Source organism: Staphylococcus sp. SUC_1.2, assembly GCF_026222585.1.
This window is the reverse complement of sequence record NZ_JANJPM010000011.1, coordinates 23053-42179: the sequence shown is the minus strand read 5'-3', so window position 1 is coordinate 42179 and position 19127 is coordinate 23053. Positions and strand designations below refer to the sequence as shown.

Annotated in this window: 18 protein-coding genes and 1 pseudogene; 7 read left to right on the top strand and 12 right to left on the bottom strand. The window is 32.0% G+C overall.

Features of this window, described 5'->3' with window-relative positions:
• The first annotated feature begins 138 nt into the window (after positions 1 to 138).
• Together NR218_RS05385 and NR218_RS05380 are read left to right on the top strand one after the other, a co-directional pair.
• Complete coding sequence (locus NR218_RS05385) at positions 139 to 1458, top strand: Na+/H+ antiporter family protein (RefSeq protein WP_019835068.1); 1320 nt, start codon at positions 139 to 141, stop codon at positions 1456 to 1458.
• 18 nt (positions 1459 to 1476) lie between these two features.
• Positions 1477 to 1851 carry a PaaI family thioesterase gene (locus tag NR218_RS05380; RefSeq protein ID WP_017175858.1) on the top strand — a complete coding sequence of 125 codons (375 nt, stop codon included), beginning with the start codon at positions 1477 to 1479 and terminating at the stop codon, positions 1849 to 1851.
• 57 nt (positions 1852 to 1908) lie between these two features.
• Here the strand turns inward: NR218_RS05380 and NR218_RS05375 are convergent.
• The 9 genes and pseudogenes from NR218_RS05375 to kapB form a co-directional block, all read right to left on the bottom strand.
• Positions 1909 to 3057: pseudogene (locus tag NR218_RS05375) on the bottom strand (NAD(P)-binding domain-containing protein).
• Positions 3058 to 3166: 109 nt separating this feature from the next.
• Positions 3167 to 3523: a Na+/H+ antiporter subunit G1 gene (locus NR218_RS05370; RefSeq protein ID WP_017175855.1), complete on the bottom strand. Its 357-nt coding sequence runs from the start codon at positions 3521 to 3523 to the stop codon at positions 3167 to 3169.
• Positions 3501 to 3791, bottom strand: a complete 291-nt coding sequence (locus NR218_RS05365; RefSeq protein WP_017175854.1) for a Na(+)/H(+) antiporter subunit F1 — start codon at positions 3789 to 3791, stop codon at positions 3501 to 3503. Before NR218_RS05365 ends, NR218_RS05370 begins: the two co-directional genes overlap by 23 nt.
• Positions 3791 to 4270, bottom strand: coding sequence for a Na+/H+ antiporter subunit E (locus NR218_RS05360; RefSeq protein WP_017175853.1), 480 nt, complete (start codon positions 4268 to 4270; stop codon positions 3791 to 3793). Before NR218_RS05360 ends, NR218_RS05365 begins: the two co-directional genes overlap by 1 nt.
• Positions 4270 to 5769 carry a Na+/H+ antiporter subunit D gene (locus NR218_RS05355; protein WP_017175852.1) on the bottom strand — a complete coding sequence of 500 codons (1500 nt, stop codon included), beginning with the start codon at positions 5767 to 5769 and terminating at the stop codon, positions 4270 to 4272. The genes NR218_RS05360 and NR218_RS05355 overlap by 1 nt, the downstream gene beginning before the upstream one ends.
• Positions 5756 to 6103 (bottom strand): Na+/H+ antiporter Mnh1 subunit C, encoded by a 348-nt coding sequence (gene mnhC1 / locus NR218_RS05350; protein ID WP_002448250.1) that lies wholly within the window; start codon positions 6101 to 6103, stop codon positions 5756 to 5758. The genes NR218_RS05355 and mnhC1 overlap by 14 nt, the downstream gene beginning before the upstream one ends.
• Entirely contained in the window at positions 6103 to 6531 is a 429-nt protein-coding gene (locus NR218_RS05345) for a Na(+)/H(+) antiporter subunit B (RefSeq protein WP_048761469.1), read from the bottom strand. Before NR218_RS05345 ends, mnhC1 begins: the two co-directional genes overlap by 1 nt.
• Positions 6524 to 8926: a Na+/H+ antiporter subunit A gene (locus NR218_RS05340; RefSeq protein ID WP_049379470.1), complete on the bottom strand. Its 2403-nt coding sequence runs from the start codon at positions 8924 to 8926 to the stop codon at positions 6524 to 6526. Before NR218_RS05340 ends, NR218_RS05345 begins: the two co-directional genes overlap by 8 nt.
• 132 nt (positions 8927 to 9058) lie before the next feature.
• Positions 9059 to 9439, bottom strand: a complete 381-nt coding sequence (gene kapB, locus NR218_RS05335) for a sporulation phosphorelay system protein KapB (RefSeq protein ID WP_002448064.1) — start codon at positions 9437 to 9439, stop codon at positions 9059 to 9061.
• Between the two features lie 68 nt (positions 9440 to 9507).
• On the opposite strand from kapB, the gene NR218_RS05330 reads away from it, so the two are divergent.
• The 5 genes from NR218_RS05330 (at position 9508) to NR218_RS05310 (ending at position 14835) form a co-directional block, all read left to right on the top strand.
• The gene (locus NR218_RS05330; RefSeq protein ID WP_017175849.1) at positions 9508 to 10110 is read left to right on the top strand and encodes a peptidylprolyl isomerase; all 603 of its coding nucleotides are present in this window, start codon (positions 9508 to 9510) and stop codon (positions 10108 to 10110) included.
• A gap of 227 nt (positions 10111 to 10337) precedes the next feature.
• Positions 10338 to 10721: a S1 domain-containing post-transcriptional regulator Ygs gene (gene ygs / locus NR218_RS05325; protein WP_002455545.1), complete on the top strand. Its 384-nt coding sequence runs from the start codon at positions 10338 to 10340 to the stop codon at positions 10719 to 10721.
• Between the two features lie 174 nt (positions 10722 to 10895).
• A complete protein-coding gene (locus tag NR218_RS05320; protein WP_017175848.1) occupies positions 10896 to 12023 on the top strand; it encodes an NADH-dependent flavin oxidoreductase in 1128 nt (375 codons plus the stop codon).
• 268 nt (positions 12024 to 12291) lie between these two features.
• Positions 12292 to 13482, top strand: a complete 1191-nt coding sequence (locus tag NR218_RS05315) for an ornithine--oxo-acid transaminase (protein ID WP_049420589.1) — start codon at positions 12292 to 12294, stop codon at positions 13480 to 13482.
• A 108-nt stretch (positions 13483 to 13590) separates the two neighbouring features.
• Positions 13591 to 14835 carry a Glu/Leu/Phe/Val family dehydrogenase gene (locus NR218_RS05310; RefSeq protein WP_017175846.1) on the top strand — a complete coding sequence of 415 codons (1245 nt, stop codon included), beginning with the start codon at positions 13591 to 13593 and terminating at the stop codon, positions 14833 to 14835.
• An 88-nt stretch (positions 14836 to 14923) separates the two neighbouring features.
• Here NR218_RS05310 and NR218_RS05305 read toward each other — a convergent pair whose 3' ends face one another.
• From NR218_RS05305 to NR218_RS05295, 3 genes are all read right to left on the bottom strand, one after another.
• On the bottom strand, positions 14924 to 15946 hold the full coding sequence (locus tag NR218_RS05305) for a glycerophosphodiester phosphodiesterase (RefSeq protein WP_416346227.1): 1023 nt from the start codon (positions 15944 to 15946) through the stop codon (positions 14924 to 14926).
• Positions 15947 to 16409: 463 nt separating this feature from the next.
• A complete protein-coding gene (gene argH, locus NR218_RS05300; RefSeq protein WP_019835060.1) occupies positions 16410 to 17789 on the bottom strand; it encodes an argininosuccinate lyase in 1380 nt (459 codons plus the stop codon).
• Positions 17782 to 18984, bottom strand: a complete 1203-nt coding sequence (locus tag NR218_RS05295) for an argininosuccinate synthase (RefSeq protein ID WP_019835059.1) — start codon at positions 18982 to 18984, stop codon at positions 17782 to 17784. The genes argH and NR218_RS05295 overlap by 8 nt, the downstream gene beginning before the upstream one ends.
• Positions 18985 to 19127: the final 143 nt, after the last annotated feature.

The following is a 19127-nucleotide window of genomic DNA, read 5'->3' as shown; positions in this document are numbered from 1 at the left end:
GAGGTACATTGATACCTTAGACGTTTATTTTTTTTAAATACTATTATATTAGGCGTTGACAACCGCCTAACTACTTGATATTATTAATCACATAATTATACACTTTAGTTCGGTAGAGTGATAAAGGATGTGAGTATAATGTTTAATGCTGTAGTTATTGCCGTAATATTAATGATTATATTATGTCTCTTAAGACTGAATGTTATCATTAGTTTATTTATTAGTTCACTTGTAGGTGGTCTAATATCGGGCATGAGTTTAAACAAAGTAATTAGTGTATTCGGTAAAAATATTGTAGATGGTTCGGAAGTGGCATTAAGTTACGCTTTATTAGGGGGCTTTGCAGCACTGATATCATATAGTGGCATCACAGATTATTTAGTAAATAAAATTATTCGTGCGATTCATACTGAGAATAGCCGCTTATCAAGGATTAAAGTAAAAGTGATTATTATTTTAGTATTACTAGCAATGAGTATTATGAGTCAGAACTTAATTCCAGTACATATTGCATTTATACCAATTGTAATTCCACCATTACTTAGTCTATTTAACGATTTGAAAATTGATAGACGATTAATTGGTTTAGTTATAGGATTTGGTTTATGTTGGCCATATGTTTTACTACCTTATGGCTTTGGACAGATTTTCCACCAAATTATACAAAGTGGATTTCAAAAAGCTCATCATCCTATCGAATTTAATATGATTTGGAAAGCAATGTTAATTCCTTCACTTGGTTATATTGTCGGTTTAGTTATTGGGTTGTTTGTTTATCGTAAACCACGTGAATATAAGCAAGAGGTACTTAAAGATAATGAAGAAGAAATAGCAGAAATTCGGCCATATGTATTAGTTGTTACGATTGTTGCTATTTTCGCTACTTTCTTAGTTCAAACATTTACGGATTCAATGATTTTTGGAGCATTAGCTGGAGTGCTGATATTCTTTATTTCTGGTATTTATAAATGGAATGAATTAGATAGTCAATTTGTAGAAGGAATAAAAATAATGTCATTTATTGGTGTCGTTATTTTATCAGCTAACGGTTTTGCCGGTGTCATGAATGCTACTGGTGATATTGAAAAATTAGTTTCTAGTTTAACTGAGATTACAAATGGACATAAATTAATTACTATTATTGCAATGTATATTGTTGGCCTTATTGTTACGTTAGGCATTGGATCATCTTTTGCTACGATTCCAATTATTGCAGCTTTATTTATACCACTAGGTTCATCTCTTGGTTTAGATAATATGGCATTAATTGCTTTAGTAGGAACAGCTGCTGCACTTGGAGATTCTGGTTCACCAGCAAGTGATTCAACACTTGGACCCACAGCAGGTCTTAATGTAGATGGTCAACATGATCACATTAGAGATACATGTATACCTAACTTCCTTTTCTATAATGTTCCATTGATGATTTTTGGTACAATAGCTGCAATGGTATTATAGAAAAAAAGAGGTGACAACATGTCTAATTTACTTGAAACATTTGATATGAAAATCGAAACAGTAGATGAGGGAATAGTTGTAATTTCTATGCCAGTCACTGATAAGGTTAAACAACCCTTTGGCTATCTACATGGTGGTGCAAGTATTGCATTAGGTGAAACAGCTTGTTCATTAGGCGCTGCCCATTTAATTGATACGAAACACTTTATCCCATTAGGTTTAGAAATGAATGCCAATCATATTCACTCAGTAAAAGAGGGACGCGTGATTGCTACCGCTTCTATTATTCATAAAGGTCATACGACACAAGTATGGAATATAGAAATTAAAAGTGATCAAGATAAATTAATTAGTATCATGAGAGGTACAATAGGGATTAAACCATTAAAATAACAAATTATAAAATACTAGCCTGTAGAAAATATTCATCTACGGGCTAGTATTTTATATTTATGATACTTCTCTATGGTGATTTATTCTTTGAAATACGCTATAAATTCTTTGAACTGCTTCTTTACCTCCCATGATATTTCTAGCAAATGGACCAAGTTCTAAATCAGCTAGTCCACCAGCAACAAATAAATGAGGTAACCATTCTAATTCATGTGTGATTTTTGGAAATCCACAAGATAGGAGGGGAGCATTAGCATTTTGAATTAGGGATTGTATCATGGGTTGCTGCAAAGTTGAAGACTTAAATCCAGTTGCTAAAAGAATGTAATCATATGGGATATTTAAATTTTCAGTAATAATTTGATGCGATTTTAAGTCCTTAATCTCTTCTTTATGTATGATAAGTCTTTTGTTTTGAACATATTTCTTTAAGCGTAAATATAACTCGTGAGGCATTGAACCTTTATGTCTTTCTGTTAACACTGTTTGAAGTTTTTCTTCATGTGAAGAATGATTTAAAAAGGCCTTCATTTTTTTGGGACCTAGCCAACCAGGATCAGCATCAAAATGTTGAATATCTATATTTTTATTCATCCATAAATGAACGATTTTATTCTTATCTAATTTTAAAACCTTTAATGTTAAATGAGCAGCTGAAATACCACTTCCAATGACATGAGATGATTGTGAAAATAATTGAGAATTAAAATGATCACTAAATATATGACATACATCTTTAGCTTGAGTAAATGCGGCAGGGACAAAAGGTTCATTATGACATCCTTGTGCTAAAACAACACAATCAGTTTGAATGACAGAATGATGACTTGTTGTAATACTCCATCCTCTTTGATTTTTTTCAATGCGTTGAACATAACTTTGATTTAGATGGTAGTTATGTATTTGAGCATGTGTGTGATCCATAAACATCTCTGTTTGAGATCTTTGATAACGACCAAAAGTTGGATTAATATACTAATTCATTTTTGCAAATTTTTTCAAATGAAATGGGTCAGGATGAATATGATGTACAATAGGTGAACGTAAGTAAGGCATAGCAATTCTATTTGTGCATTTATGAAATTGTTCGCATAAAGAATCATGAGGGTCGATAATTGTAAGATTTTGGATGGACATGCCTACTTCACGTAACTTAATTGCTATAGTGGTTCCTTGTATACCGCCACCAATAATAGTCCGATGCATAATAAAACTCCTTTAAAACGTAATTATTACGATTTATAATAACATAAAACTATCTTTTTCAAAACAAAAAATCGAAGCACTTTAAGAAAGTACCTCGATTTTTATCAAATTATATTTTCTTATTGTTAAATTCATCTTTAAGTTCATCAATTTTTGTATCTTTAGTATAAGGCGTTTTATTATTATATGATGCTTTCATCATTAAATGGCTAGAAAGAGGGCCAGTAATCAAAATGAAAATAATGCCGAATATCAGTTGCATATTGGCGTATCCTTCTGTTCCCATAAAATATAAAAACGTTCCAAATAATAAAAATATAGCACCTAATGTTGCAGATTTACCTGCAGCATGACCGCGTGAATAGACATCTTTTAAACGAATAATACCAATAGCAGTAATTGCACTTATCAATGCACCTAAGATAATGAAAATGATGGCTAAACTAATGATGATTTTTGCTATCACGTTCAATCACCTTACCTTTATCTATAAATTTAGAGAATACTGCTGTACCTAAGAACGCTAAAATACCAATAAGTAAAATAACTACAAGTAAGTATTGTGAGCCGATAAATACACTATATAATGCAACACACGCCATCAATTGTAAGCCAATAGCGTCTAGTGCAAGGACGCGATCAGGTAAAGTGGGACCTTTAATAATACGAATAAACATTGCTAGCATCGATAATACTACGACAATTAAAGCAATAATAATAATTGTTTTTACCATTAAGCTTCGCCCACCTCTCTCACTACTTTTTCAAGTGATGATTTAATGCTTTCAATTTCTTCTTCTTTCGTACTAAAGTCAATTGAGTGAATGTATATTTTAGTTCTATCATCACTAATACCTAAAACGACAGTTCCTGGTGTTAAAGTGATTAAATTAGATAATAAAACAATTTGCCAATCATGTTTTAAATCTGTGTGATAAATAAAGAAACCAGGTTGATTTTTAAGTCTTGGCTGTAACACAATTTTGGATACATCAATATTGGCTTTCATTAATTCTATAAAAAAGACAACAATCAATTTAATGACTTTATAAACTCTTTTTAAATAAAAACTACCAGGCAATACTTTTTTAAATAAGTAAACAAGCCCAATTCCTATTAAAAATCCTAGTAAAAAGTTATTAAATGTATAACTGCCACTTAAAAACATCCATATAATAGCTAATATAATATTTAACACAAATTGAAGAGCCATTAGTATCTACCTCCTAATACACTTTTAATATAAACATTAGGATCATAGAAAGATTTAGCTGCTTCTGATATAAATGGATAAAGTGCATCAGCAGATAAACCAAATAGTACAGTAATGACAACGGCAATTACTGAAACGATTGTTGCTTGTTTTACATTTACTTTGTTATTCAGTTTATATCCCTTAGGTTCACCAAAGAAACCATGTAGGAAAATACGAATCACAGAATAGAGTACGATTAAACTTGAAAGTAATACGATAATTGCACTGATATAAAATCCTTTTTCAAAAGCGGCTTTTACAATAAAGTATTTTCCATAAAACCCACTAAATGGGGGAATACCAGCCAAGCTTAAAGCTGCAATAAAGAAAGACCAACCAAGTATAGGATATGTCTTAATTAAACCACCGAATGACTTAAGATTTGATGTTTTGGTAATTTGATACATGACACCAATAATTAAGAAAAGTGCAGTCTTAACTAACATATCGTGAATGGTATAATATATAGCACCCATAATTCCTAATTTACTCATCATAGCAACACCAACGAGTATGACACCTACTGCAATCATAATATTATATAAAATAATTTTTTTAATATCATAATAAGCAATGGCACCAATGGATCCAAATATAATCGTTAATAGTGCTAAGAATAAAATAGTATAGTGAGAAAAACTCATTGTGTTATGGAAGAAAAGACTAAGTGTTCTTAAAATAGCATAGACGCCAACTTTAGTTAATAAAGCACCGAAGAATGCAATGATAGCAAAAGGTGGCGCATAGTATGATCCAGGTAACCAAACATATAATGGAAAGACACCAGCTTTAGTTGCAAACACAAAGATGAACAAAATAAAGACAATACTTAATAATCCTTGATGTGAATGAGATAATTCATTCAGTTTTACGCTAATGTCAGCCATATTTAAAGTGCCGACAATTGAATATAAGATAGCAACAGCAATAACGAAAAATGTCGATGTTACAACATTAATAAGTAAATATTTCACCGTTTCTTGAAGTTGAATACGTGTACCACCTAATACAAGCAATGCATAAGATGACATTAAAAAGACTTCAAAGAATACGAAAAGGTTAAAAATATCTCCAGTAGTGAAAGCACCAATAATACCCACTAACATAAAGACGATTGAAAAATGAAAATAATAACGCTCTCTATCGATTCCGGCAGTTGAAAAAGAATAGATCGTAATGAGCAGAGTAATGATAATACTCGTTACAATCAACATTGCCCCTAACGTATCTAATAAAAAGATAATACCATATGGGGCTGGCCAAGAACCTAATTCTACTTTAAGAGGACCAAATTTACTAACATTAATTAAATTAATCATCGCTACAATCAAAGTTAAAACTAAACCTATCAATGTGACCGCACGCTTTAATGGATAGCGTTGACCCAAAAAGATAAGAATAATAGCGGTAATGATTGGTATAACTAATGTAAGAACAACCATATTAGTTGCTATCATCACTAGGCACTCCTTTCATTTGTTCTATGTTGTCTGTGCCTAATTCTTTATACGTTCTAAAAGCTAAGACTAAGAAAAAAGCAGTAGTTGCAAATGCAATAACAATTGCAGTAAGTATTAATGCATGAGGGATTGGATCTACATAGTGATGAATGTCTTTTTCATATATTGGCATTTCACCATGTTTCAATCCTCCCATAGTAATTAAAAATAAATTTGATGCATGTGTAATCAGCGTTGTTCCCATAATAATACGTATTAAACTTTTAGATAAAACGAGATAGACACTGATTGATGTAAGTATGCCACATACAATAATCATAATAATTTCCACTATTCGTTCTCTCCAATCGTTATAATAATAGTCATTACTGTACCAATTACTGCACACATAACGCCAAAGTCGAAGAACATTGGTGTATTCATATGAACAGAGTGTAGAAGTGGTAATGGAATATTAAATTCTGTATGTGTAAAGAAACTTTTTCCGTAAAACCAACTTGCTATAGGCGTACTTACACAGAATAATAAACCAATACCAATTAAGATTTTAAAATCCCAAGGAAAGATTTTACGCATCGTTTTTATATCAAATGCAATCATAATAATGGTTAAAGCGGTTGATAGAAGCAATCCACCAACAAATCCTCCACCTGGTGTGTAATGTCCTGCTAAAAATAAAGTAATACCAAAAAGAGCAATTAAGAAAGCAATAATTACAGCTGAATACTGAAATATTAAATTGTTATTTTGTCTATTCATTGCTTTCCACCTCACTTGTTTTGTTACGTTTACTTCGTAATTTAATCATCGTGTAAACTGCAAGACCTGCAATACCTAATACAGAAGATTCAAATAAGGTATCCATACCACGGAAGTCTACGAGAATAACGTTAACCATATTTTTACCATGTGCTAAGTCATAAACATGTGCCTTGTAATATTCTCCAATAGAAGAAAAATGTCTATTACCATAAGCGATAAGACCTAATATTGTCACTACCAAACCAACACCAATAGAGATGATAGCATTCGTTAATTTAAATGATGTTTTTTCATTATAGCGATTTAAGTTAGGCAAGTGATAGAAACATAATAGAAATAGACCCGTTGAGATAGACTCAACAACAAATTGTGTTAAAGCTAAATCAGGTGCCTTAAAGAAAACAAATAAAATTGATACTGCATAGCCAACAACACTAAGCATAATAATACTAAATAAACGAGATGTTGCTGTAACAACTAAGAACGCTGAGATAGTAAGTATTATGATAATAATCATTTCATAGATGTGAATTGTATTTATATTTTTAAAATTAAAGCTAAACGGCACCCTCACTAATGTGATGAGTGTTAACACAATTAATGTACCAAAAATAAAGACTAAACTATCACGTACATACCCATTAACATAATAATTAGTTAGAGAAGCGGAATGATTTGGTAACCATTTGCCAGTAGTATCATACCAATAATTTAATTTTAAGTTGTCTGGTTGTGCTTTTAATAAACGAATCCAGTAATTGAACGTAAATAATAAGATAATACCTACAATCCAAATCGTTAAAGTAGAGATGAACGCAGGAGTAATACCATGGAACATATGGAATTCTGCATGTACGGTTGATATTCCACTTATGGCTTTAGTAGCTGGTTCGATTATAGAATGTGTTAATAGTCCAGGGAATAGTCCAAAAACAACAACTAGCGTTGCTAGAATTGCTGGTGAAATTAACATTAATAATGATGCTTCATGTGCTTTCTTAGGTAATAAATCAGAATGATATTTACCAAAGAATACATGTAGTACGAATTTAATTGAATATACAAATGTAAATATACTACCTACAATCGCTAAAATTGGAAAAATAATACCTAGAGTATTTAAACTAAATAGAGGCGTGTGTGTAGCTTCTATCATAGCCTCTAAGAATTTTTCTTTTGATAAGAAACCATTAAATGGTGGCACACCTGCCATACTTAATGCTGTAATTACAGTAAGAGTAAAAGAAATTGGCATGATAGTAAGTAAACCGCCCAATTTTTTTACATCACGTGTGCCTGTCACATGATCAATGGCACCTGTAATCATAAATAATGCACCTTTAAAGGTAGCATGGTTAATTAAATGGAAAGCAGCTGCTGTAAAACCAGCGATATATAATTGACTGTCACTACCTTCAAAATGATAACTTATAGCTCCAATACCTAGCATAGACATAATCATTCCCAATTGTGAAACTGTAGAAAATGCTAGAATCCCTTTCAAATCTTGTTGTTTCGTTGCATTTAATGAAGCCCAAAATAGTGTGATTAAGCCTACTAAAGTAATAGTCCATATCCATCCTTCTGATATCGCGAATAATGGGGTTAAACGTGCAACAAGATATAACCCTGCTTTAACCATTGTAGCTGAATGTAAATATGCACTGACAGGAGTAGGTGCCTCCATTGCATCAGGTAACCAAATGTAAAATGGCACTTGTGCAGATTTTGTGAAAGCTGCTAACATAATTAAAACCATTGCAAGTGTAAAGAAAGAACTGTCTTGTATTTGAGATACATGATGGATTAAATAATGTAGACTTAATGATTGTCCTGCAAGTGAAATTAAGATTAATCCACCAAGTAAACTAAGTCCTCCAAATACAGTGATAATCAGTGACTTTTGTGCTCCATATATAGAAGCTTTCTTTTCTCTCCAAAAAGAAATGAGTAAAAAACTTGAGAATGAAGTTAATTCCCAGAATAGATATAAGATAATGATATTATCTGAGAGTACGACGCCTAACATTGCACCCATAAACAGTAATAAATAACAGTAAAAATTCCCTAATCGTTCAGATTTATCTAAATAACCGATTGAATAAAGAACTACTAAACTTCCAATGCCAGTTATAAGCAAACTAAAGAGTATGCTTAAGCCATCAAGATAAATATCAAAATTCATGCCGATATGTGGCATCCAATTGAAAGTTTTTATTACTGTATTACCTGATTGAGTAGTTGAAATATAAGATAAAAAATAAATAAATAAGACAACAGGAACAGGTAATACAAACCATCCTAAATGAATCTTTTTAAAGAAACGATAAAGGATTGGAATAATGAGTGCGAATATTAACGGTAAAAGTACCGCAATATGTATCAAACTCACTATATTTTCCTCCTTCAAAAATTGTTATAAATTTTATTATACATCAATCAATTTATTCTGAAAAACTGTGAAAAGATGTAAAGTCAGCAATTTTACTTATCTTGTTAAATAGGAAGAAAGACGTAAAATGGACTAGAAAAAATTTTGTTTATATTGGATAGAATAGTCTTTTTTTAGACTGTTTAAATTGTCTAATGCCAATTTTGCGTATTCTGTGTGTTGTTGTTTTAATTCGTTTTCCATTTTAGTAATCGCTTGTTGTAAAGAATCTTCATATTTCATCTCTTCTACATTAAAATCTCTCAATTGTGAACGTGTTGCATAACGTTTTTCATAATGGCTTAAAGCACGTCTTTCATGAAAAAAAACACCTTCAGTTTCACCAGGATGATGTAAATCTCCTTGTTTAGGATGTTTAATGACTTGTTCAATTTGTACTAAAACTTGATGATCGCTATCTTCTTTAATCGTTACACCATAAGTACCTGTTTTGTGAGAGAATCGATATAACATGCTATATTACTTCCTTTCAAATATGTTAATATGTATCTATATCATCATAACATGAATGGAGAATTTAAATGACTAACTATCCACAGTTAAATAAAGAAATACAAGATAATGAAATTAAAGTAATTATGCATACAAATAAAGGAGATATGACATTTAAGCTGTTTCCTGAGATTGCTCCAAAAACAGTTGAAAATTTTGTGACACATGCAAAAAATGGATATTATGACGGCATTACATTCCATCGTGTCATTAATGATTTTATGATTCAAGGTGGAGACCCTACTGCTACTGGTATGGGGGGAGAAAGTATTTATGGAGGTTCATTTGAGGATGAGTTTTCATTAGAAGCATTTAATTTATATGGTGCTCTTTCAATGGCAAATGCTGGTCCAAATACAAATGGTTCACAATTCTTTGTTGTTCAAATGAAAGAAGTACCAGATACAATGCTTAATCAGCTTGTTGATGGCGGTTGGCCTGAACCAATTGCTAAAGCTTATGCAGAAAAAGGTGGAACACCTTGGTTAGATCAAAAACATACTGTGTTTGGTCAATTAATTGACGGTGAAACTACATTAGAAGATATTGCAAATACTAAAGTAGGGGCACAAGATAAGCCTGTACATGATGTGGTTATTGAATCTATTGATGTAGAAGATAAAAAAGCTTAATTCATCAAAGAAATATCATTAAATAAAAAAAGGTGAGCGTAAACTGTTTTAAATAAGACATTTACGCTCATCTTTTTATATTAAAAACGAACTTTTTAATGTAAATTTATGAAGAAGAAATATAAATTTCTAAAGAAATTAATTTTTTATTAGTTTATCGTTAGTCCAAGTATGGGATTTATGCTATTATTAATATGTTAAGAAAAACGAAATAAGGGGTTATCAAGTTGAATACTCACTATAAAGAAGGTCAGCATATTAAAGTGCGTGTGACTGGAATTCAACCGTATGGCGCTTTTGTTGAGACCCCTGACCATACTGAAGGACTTATCCATATTTCAGAGATTATGGATGATTATGTCCATAATCTAAAAAAATTTCTATCAGAAGGTCAAATTGTAAAAGCTAAAATCCTTTCTATAGACGATGAAGGAAAGCTTAATTTGTCACTTAAAGATAATGATTACTTTAAGAATTATGAACGAAAAAAAGAAAAACAGTCTGTATTAGATGAAATTAAAGAGACAGAAAAGTATGGGTTTCAAACGCTTGAAGAACGCCTACCGGTCTGGATTAAGCAGTCTAAACGTGCAATTCGTAATAATAATTGAATGACTGTCAACACGCTAAAACGTTACTTTTTTAAGTAACGTTTTTTATTATGTCAATATATTGCTAAATTTAAAAAGATGGTTAATGCATATAAGCATAAAAGTAGAGACATAAAAATGTTCATGTTATAGTTTGAAAATAATAAAACTAAAAGATTTAGAAAGGAATTACTTATGAATAATAAATATAAAAAATTATTTGAAACTGTTACATTACCCAACGGTGTATCATTAAGAAATCGCTTTGTACTTGCCCCTTTAACACATACATCATCAAATGATGATGGTACCATTTCAGATGTCGAAATTTCTTACATTGAGAAACGTGCCAAAGATGTAGGTCTTGCAATTAATGCTGCGAGTAATGTAAATGATATTGGTAAAGCCTTCCCAGGCCAACCATCTGTCGCACACGATTCAGATATCGAAGGTTTAAAACGCTTAGCGACAGCAATGAAGAAAAATGGCGCAAAAGCATTAGTCCAAATTCATCATGGTGGTGCACAAGCTTTACCTGAATTGACTCCTAATGGAGATGTTGTGGCACCAAGCCCCGTTTCAATGAAAAGTTTTGGTCAACAACAGGAACATCATGCAAGAGAAATCACTACTGAAGAAATCGAACAAACAATTAAAGATTTCGGTGAAGCTACACGTCGCGCCATTGAAGCTGGATTTGACGGCGTAGAAATACATGGAGCGAACCATTACTTAATTCATCAATTCTTCTCTCCATACTATAATCGTCGTGAAGATGAATGGGGAGACCATTTAAAATTCCCACTTGCAGTGATTGATGAAGTATTAAAAGTTAAAGAAACTTATGCAAATAAAGATTTTATTGTAGGTTATAGATTATCACCAGAAGAAGCAGAATCACCTGGTATTTCAATGGAACACACAGAAAAATTAATTAAAACAATTACAAAAAAAGCGATTGATTATGTTCATATTTCAATTATGGATATTCATTCACAAACACGTGAGGGTAAATATGAAGGAGAAGAACGTCTAAAACTTATCCATCAATGGGTAGATGGACGTATGCCAGTCATTGGTATAGGTTCTGTATTTACTGCTGATGATGCTTTAGATGCAGTAGAATCGACAGGCATTGAACTCGTAGCATTAGGTCGTGGAATTCTTCTAGATTATAACTTTATCCATAAAATTGAAGAGGGTAAAGAAGAGGAAATTATCTCATACTTTGATCCAAATCGTGAAGATAAACATGCGTTACCACCAAATTTATGGGAACAATTTAATAAAGGATTTTATCCGTTACCTCGTAAAGATAAATAATTAATAAAATATGAAATAGTATAGTAGTGAGACAGAACTCATAATGAATTTTGTCCACTACCTTTTTTTATTAAGAAAAAAAGGTTTATATTAAAATTTTAGCTAATAGAAATAATTTACTTGTAAAATGATAAGAGGATATGTCATTATCTTTGTAAGGGCTTTCATAAATGGATTTAGAGAGACTTTAATGTTTTAAAATAGAATTGCGAAAGCCAGTAAATATAGTGATTAGTTTTAATATAACAATAAGCAAAGGGGAGATATTATGACTAAATCTGAAAAAATTATTGAACTAACAAACCATTACGGTGCTCATAACTATGTGCCGCTACCAATTGTTGTTTCAAAAGCAGAGGGGATTTGGGTTACTGATCCAGAAGGTAATAAATATATAGATATGTTATCAGCATATTCAGCAGTTAACCAAGGTCATCGTCATCCAAAAATTATTCAAGCATTAAAACATCAAGCAGATAAAGTGACACTTGTCTCTCGTGCTTTTCATAGTGATAACTTAGGGGAATGGTACGAAAAAATTTGTAAATTAGCTGGTAAAGATAAAGCACTACCAATGAATACAGGTGCTGAAGCAGTTGAAACAGCCTTAAAAGCTGCACGTCGTTGGGCCTATGATGTTAAAGGTATTGAACCAAATCAAGCTGAGATTATTGCATTTAATGGGAACTTCCATGGTCGTACAATGGCCCCTGTGTCTTTATCATCTGAAGCTGAATATCAACGTGGATATGGTCCTTTATTAGATGGTTTTCGTAAAGTTGACTTTGGCAATGAAACACAATTAAAAGAAGCAATTAATAAAAACACAGCAGCTGTTTTAGTTGAACCTATTCAAGGCGAAGCAGGCATTAATATTCCTCCAGAAGGTTATTTGAAAACCATTAGAGATTTATGTAATGAACATAATATTTTGTTTATCGCCGATGAAATTCAAGCTGGATTAGGACGATCTGGAAAATTATTTGCATGTGATTGGGATAATGTTAAACCGGATGTATATATTTTGGGTAAAGCGCTTGGTGGAGGCGTCTTACCAATTTCAGTTGTATTAGCAGATAACGAGGTGCTTGATGTATTTACACCTGGTTCTCATGGTTCTACTTTTGGTGGCAATCCGCTTGCTTGTGCAGTGTCAATTGCGGCTTTAGATGTCATTATCGATGAAAATTTACCAGAACATTCAAATGAACTAGGTGAATATTTTAAATCAGAATTACAAAAGATTAATCACCCTGCAATTAAAGAAGTTCGTGGACGCGGGTTATTCATTGGTGTGGAATTACACGAAAGTGCAAGACCATTTTGTGAAGCATTGAAAGAAAAAGGTTTATTATGTAAAGAAACCCATGATACAGTAATTCGTTTTGCACCACCTTTGGTTATTACTAAAGAAGAATTAGATGAAGCATTAAATCGAATTAGAAGTGTATTTAAGTAAATAGATATGACGTAATATGGCATGATTTAATTTCTTTAAAAAGTATAGGCGTGTTACAATACTTATGAAAGCGAAAACATTTGTGAAAAAAAAGAGGCGAAAGTGATTATGACTGAGAATAATAATTTAGTGACTTCTACACAAAGCATCATTAAAGAAGCATTGCATAAATTGGGATTTGATGATGGTATGTATGATTTAATTAAAGAACCATTAAGATTCTTGCAAGTACGTATTCCAGTACGTATGGACGATGGTACAGTTAAAACATTTACTGGGTATCGTGCACAACATAATGACGCTGTAGGTCCTACTAAAGGTGGCGTTCGTTTCCATCCTGATGTAGATGAAGAAGAAGTCAAAGCTTTATCGATGTGGATGACTTTAAAATGTGGCATTGTCAACTTACCTTATGGTGGAGGTAAAGGTGGTATTGTATGTGATCCACGTCAAATGAGTATTCATGAAGTAGAACGTTTATCACGAGGATATGTACGTGCAATTTCTCAATTTGTAGGACCAACTAAAGATATTCCTGCTCCAGATGTGTTTACAAATTCTCAAATTATGGCTTGGATGATGGATGAATATAGTGCTTTAGATAAGTTTAATTCTCCAGGTTTTATTACTGGTAAGCCAATTGTCTTAGGTGGCTCACAAGGACGTGATCGTTCTACTGCTCTTGGCGTAGTGATTGCTATTGAACAAGCTGCTAAGCGTAGAGGAAAAGAAATTAAAGGGTCACGTATTGTGATTCAAGGCTTTGGGAACGCTGGAAGTTTCTTAGCTAAATTTTTAAATGATATGGGTGCTAAAGTAGTTGGTATTTCAGACGCGTATGGTGCATTACATGATCCTAATGGCTTAGATATCGATTACTTACTAGATCGTCGTGATAGCTTTGGTACTGTAACTAACTTATTTGAAGATACAATTTCAAATAAAGAATTATTCGAACTTGATTGTGATATTTTAGTACCGGCTGCAATTTCAAATCAAATCACAGAAGATAATGCACACGATATTAAAGCTGATATTGTTGTAGAAGCGGCAAATGGACCAACCACTCCAGAAGCTACACGTATTTTAACTGAACGTGGCGTTTTACTCGTACCCGATGTATTAGCAAGTGCAGGTGGCGTGACAGTATCTTATTTTGAATGGGTACAAAACAACCAAGGTTATTACTGGTCAGAAGATGAAGTCAATGAAAAATTACGGGAAAAATTAATCGAGGCTTTTGATACTATTTATGAATTAGCTCAGAATAGAAAAATTGATATGAGATTGGCAGCTTATATTGTAGGAATTAAACGTACCGCTGAAGCAGCACGCTATCGTGGATGGGCGTAAATATAACTATTAAAAATGAACCTCCCAATGATGAGAAATATATACTCGTTATTGGGAGGTTTTTTATAGAGTGATTTAATTAATAAAATTACTCGTTTGGGATAGTAGCTTTATATTTATCAGCAAAATTTGTAAATAGACCGTCAACACCATATTGATTTAAACGTTGCATATCTGTAGTTTTATCTACTGTATAAGGATGAATTAGGAAACCTAAATCTTTTAAATGCTTAGTGTTTTCAGCGTTTAAACTAGTATAATCTGGGCCGACACCTATGGCATATGAGAGAATATGTTGTAAATCTGCTTCACTTTGTTGTTGCAATTCATTTTTATCAAGTAATCGAATCAATGGTACTCGTGAATCTAATTGATGCATTTTTTGTAAACTTTCTTCTGAGAAAGACTGAATTAATATATGTCCATGATTTAAAGAGTTACCAGTTAACATGTGATGTTTTTTTAATGTTTCAAGTAGTTGTTCTTCCATACCTGGATATACATTAGGATTTTTAGTTTCAATATAATAATTAGCCTTTGTACCGTATCGAGATAAAATTTCATCTAGAGTAGGGACTTTAGCATTTTTATATTCTGGTTTCGCATATTCAGGGTGAGCATTGTTAAACCATGACCCAGCATCTAGTTGTTTAAGTTGTGCGAGTGTATAGTCTTCGACACGACCTGTACCGTTTGTTGTACGATCAACGGTTTCGTCATGCATTGCTACAAGTTGTCCATCTTTCGTACGTTGTAAGTCTAATTCAATATACGACGCCCCTAACTCATTATGACTTTTATCATATGCATGAAACGTATGTTCCGGCGCATAGCCACTTGCACCTCTATGAGCGATAGTCGTAAAACGTTCGCCAGTTAAGTTGGTCATCCAATTCGAATGATCTTGATTACGATGTTTACTAATCGCTACTGACGTATATTTATTTTGTGATTGATTAAACTGTTGATGTGTTGCAGCAGAATTAGAAGTAGTGCTATAGTTGTTATGATTATTATTTGCTTCTACTGGATTATGTAATGTTACTAAACCGATAGTGGCTATTGGTAAACTAGATATCATTGCTTTTTTAGAAACCTTCAAAAAACTCATCCTCTCAATGCAATTTAAAAATACATTAAAACTTTAGCAAAGAGAAGAAATTTTTAGAATAATTTTTTCAAAATTTTAGCAGAACTATTAATTTATTAACAATAAATATAGAGAAAGTTAAAATAATTAAATTAAATTTAACTAAAAAATGAGTCTTGCCAAATTACTTTGTATTTATATGCAATTTTACATTGAAATACTTAAAAAAATAAGGCACTTTCGTATAATTTAATAAACATCACTAAACTAAATTAACGAAGTGCCTTATGCATAAAGATTCTAACATGACTTAACTTACTCTATGAAAAGAAAGTTCAGTACTTATTCTTACAAGTGATGTAATCTTCACAAAATCAAAAACCTTCTTATAAAATGATTAAGCGATTTAAAGTCAATCTTTAAGTAGATGCTTTATTAGAATCTTTATTTATTCAATTTCATAGTCATTTAATAATAGTATTTATTATTGTTTTAAAATATTTTCTGCAACGTTTAATTGATGACGCACAGCATCTTGGCCTGTAGAACCATAACTTTTTCTTCTATTTAAACAATTTTCTGGTTTTAAGTAATCATATACATCTTCTTCGATTTTATCATTTAATTCTTGATAACGTTCAAATGGTACATCTAATAAATAGATGCCTTGTTGAATACATTCAAAGACAATTTTTCCTACAATTTCATGTGCTGTTCTAAACGGTACATTCTTATCTACTAAATAATCTGCAAGTTCTGTTGCGTTAGAGAAATCTTGATGCACTGTTTCATTTAAACGATTAGTATTAACTGTTAACGTATTAAGCATGCCTTCAAAAATACGTAATGAACCTTTAATCGTACGAACTGAATCAAATAAACCTTCTTTATCCTCTTGTAAGTCTTTATTATATGCAAGAGGCAATCCTTTCAATGTGACAAGCATACTCATTAAATGTCCTGTCGTACGTCCCACTTTACCACGAATGAGTTCAGCCATATCTGGATTTTTCTTTTGAGGCATAATAGATGAACCAGTAGAAAATGCATCAGATAGTGTAATAAATTTCGCTTCATCCGTAGACCAAAAAATAATTTCTTCCGCAAAACGTGATAGGTGAGTCATTGTTAATGATATATTATGCAATGTTTCAATAATGTAATCACGATCACTCACTGCATCAAGACTATTTTCATAAATATATTCAAAACCAAGTAGTTCTTGAGTTTTATGTCTATCGATAGGATGTGTAGTGCCACTCAATGCTGCAGCGCCAAGTGGAGATATATCAATACGTTTTAAACTATCTGCAAAACGTGTATAGTCTCTTTCTAACATCCAAAAATATGTCATGATGTGATGTGCGAAAGAAATAGGTTGAGCACGTTGTAAGTGCGTATAACCTGGCATGATCGTGTCTACATGAGATTTTGCTAAAGTTAAAATAGACTCTTGGAATGAACGAATGAGTGCTTGAATCTCAATGACTTGTTTTTTTACATAGAGATGTAAGTCTGTTGCTACTTGATCATTTCTACTACGACCTGTGTGTAATTTGCCACCTGGATCTCCAATGCGTTGTATCAGTTCATGTTCGATATTTAAATGTATATCTTCTAAAGCATGTTTAAATTCAATATTATGGTTATGAAAATCTGCTTGTATATCTTTCAAACCTTTTACAATGGCATTTTTTTCTTCTTCAGAAATAATGTTTTGGTGTGCAAGCATTGTTGCATGTGCAATACTACCTTGAATATCCTCATCTAAAAGCGTTTGGTCAAAGTCAATAGAAGCATTAAACTCATCTACCCACTCTTCAGGTTGTTGTTGAAAACGACCTCCCCATGCTTTATTACTCATTACTATAACCTCCATGTAAATAAGCATTTACTTGTGTTGGTAGTCCATAAATATCGATAAAGCCGACTGCAGCTGATTGATCAAAAGCATCTTCTTTAGTATAAGTTGCTAACTTTTCATCATAAAGTGTATAAGGCGATTTTCTACCATTAACAATAGCATTACCTTTAAATAATTTAACTCTGACATCTCCTTCAACATATTGTTGAGTGCTATCAATGAATTGCTTTAGACTGTCTGTTAAAGGTGAGAACCATAAACCATTATATGTTTGTTCAGCAAATTGTTTTTCAATGACCGGTTTAAAATGCGCTACATCTTTAGTTAATGTTAATGTTTCTAAAGATTTATGAGCTTTTAATATCACTTCAGCACCTGGCGTTTCATATACTTCACGTGATTTTATACCAACTAAACGATTCTCTACGTGATCGATACGTCCGATACCATGTTTACCAGCTAAATCATTTAATGTTAGAATTAGCTGATCTAAATCATAGTCTTTATGGTTAAGTTGAACAGGAACACCATTTTTAAATGATAAGATAATTTCATCTGGTGTATCTGGTGTATCCTCTAATTCAGCAGTTAAATCATATGCATCTTTCGGTGGAGCAGCATATGGATCTTCTAAAATACCACATTCATTTGCACGACCCCATAAATTTTGATCGATTGAATAAGGTGAATCATGATTAATACTTACAGGAATACCATGTTTGATTGCATAGTCGATTTCTTCTTCACGACTCCAGCCCCACTCTCTAACAGGAGCAAATGTTTTCAAATTAGGGTTAAGTGCTTTAATTGCTACTTCAAAACGTACTTGATCATTACCTTTACCAGTACAACCATGTGCAATACCGATTGACTTTGTTTGTTCAGCAATTTCTACTAATTTCTTCGCTATTAACGGTCTTGAAAGCGCAGATACTAAAGGATAACTATTTTCATACATTAAATTTCCTTTTATTGCATAACTTACATAATCTTCACTAAATTCTTTAGTTGCATCAATAATATGACATTCGATGGCGCCCATGTCTAATGCTTTAGAATAAACAACATCTAAATCTTTACCTTCGCCAACATCTAAACATACTGCCACTACGTCATATCCTTTATCTATAAGCCATTTAACGGCTACACTAGTATCTAATCCACCTGAATAAGCTAAAACAATTTTATCTTTCATATTGTCACCTCAAAATTTTCTGAAAATTGATATAATTCTATACTAACAGATTTATTATGAAAATAAAACCATTTTTTTACATATTTATACAAAATAAAGATAATTTGAATATCATTAATCATCTATTGTTATTTCTATATTTA

Excerpts from the sequence above, each read along its gene's own strand:
- NR218_RS05385 (WP_019835068.1), top strand. The coding sequence starts at position 139 with ATGTTTAATGCTGTAGTTATTGCCGTAATATTAATGATTATATTATGT.
- NR218_RS05380 (WP_017175858.1), top strand. The coding sequence starts at position 1,477 with ATGTCTAATTTACTTGAAACATTTGATATGAAAATCGAAACAGTAGAT.
- NR218_RS05365 (WP_017175854.1), bottom strand. The coding sequence starts at position 3,791 with ATGGTAAAAACAATTATTATTATTGCTTTAATTGTCGTAGTATTATCG.
- NR218_RS05360 (WP_017175853.1), bottom strand. The coding sequence starts at position 4,270 with ATGGCTCTTCAATTTGTGTTAAATATTATATTAGCTATTATATGGATG.
- NR218_RS05355 (WP_017175852.1), bottom strand. The coding sequence starts at position 5,769 with ATGATAGCAACTAATATGGTTGTTCTTACATTAGTTATACCAATCATT.
- NR218_RS05345 (WP_048761469.1), bottom strand. The coding sequence starts at position 6,531 with ATGAATAGACAAAATAACAATTTAATATTTCAGTATTCAGCTGTAATT.
- kapB (WP_002448064.1), bottom strand. The coding sequence starts at position 9,439 with ATGTTATATCGATTCTCTCACAAAACAGGTACTTATGGTGTAACGATT.
- NR218_RS05330 (WP_017175849.1), top strand. The coding sequence starts at position 9,508 with ATGACTAACTATCCACAGTTAAATAAAGAAATACAAGATAATGAAATT.
- NR218_RS05320 (WP_017175848.1), top strand. The coding sequence starts at position 10,896 with ATGAATAATAAATATAAAAAATTATTTGAAACTGTTACATTACCCAAC.
- NR218_RS05315 (WP_049420589.1), top strand. The coding sequence starts at position 12,292 with ATGACTAAATCTGAAAAAATTATTGAACTAACAAACCATTACGGTGCT.
- NR218_RS05310 (WP_017175846.1), top strand. The coding sequence starts at position 13,591 with ATGACTGAGAATAATAATTTAGTGACTTCTACACAAAGCATCATTAAA.
- NR218_RS05305 (WP_416346227.1), bottom strand. The coding sequence starts at position 15,946 with ATGAGTTTTTTGAAGGTTTCTAAAAAAGCAATGATATCTAGTTTACCA.
- argH (WP_019835060.1), bottom strand. The coding sequence starts at position 17,789 with ATGAGTAATAAAGCATGGGGAGGTCGTTTTCAACAACAACCTGAAGAG.
- NR218_RS05295 (WP_019835059.1), bottom strand. The coding sequence starts at position 18,984 with ATGAAAGATAAAATTGTTTTAGCTTATTCAGGTGGATTAGATACTAGT.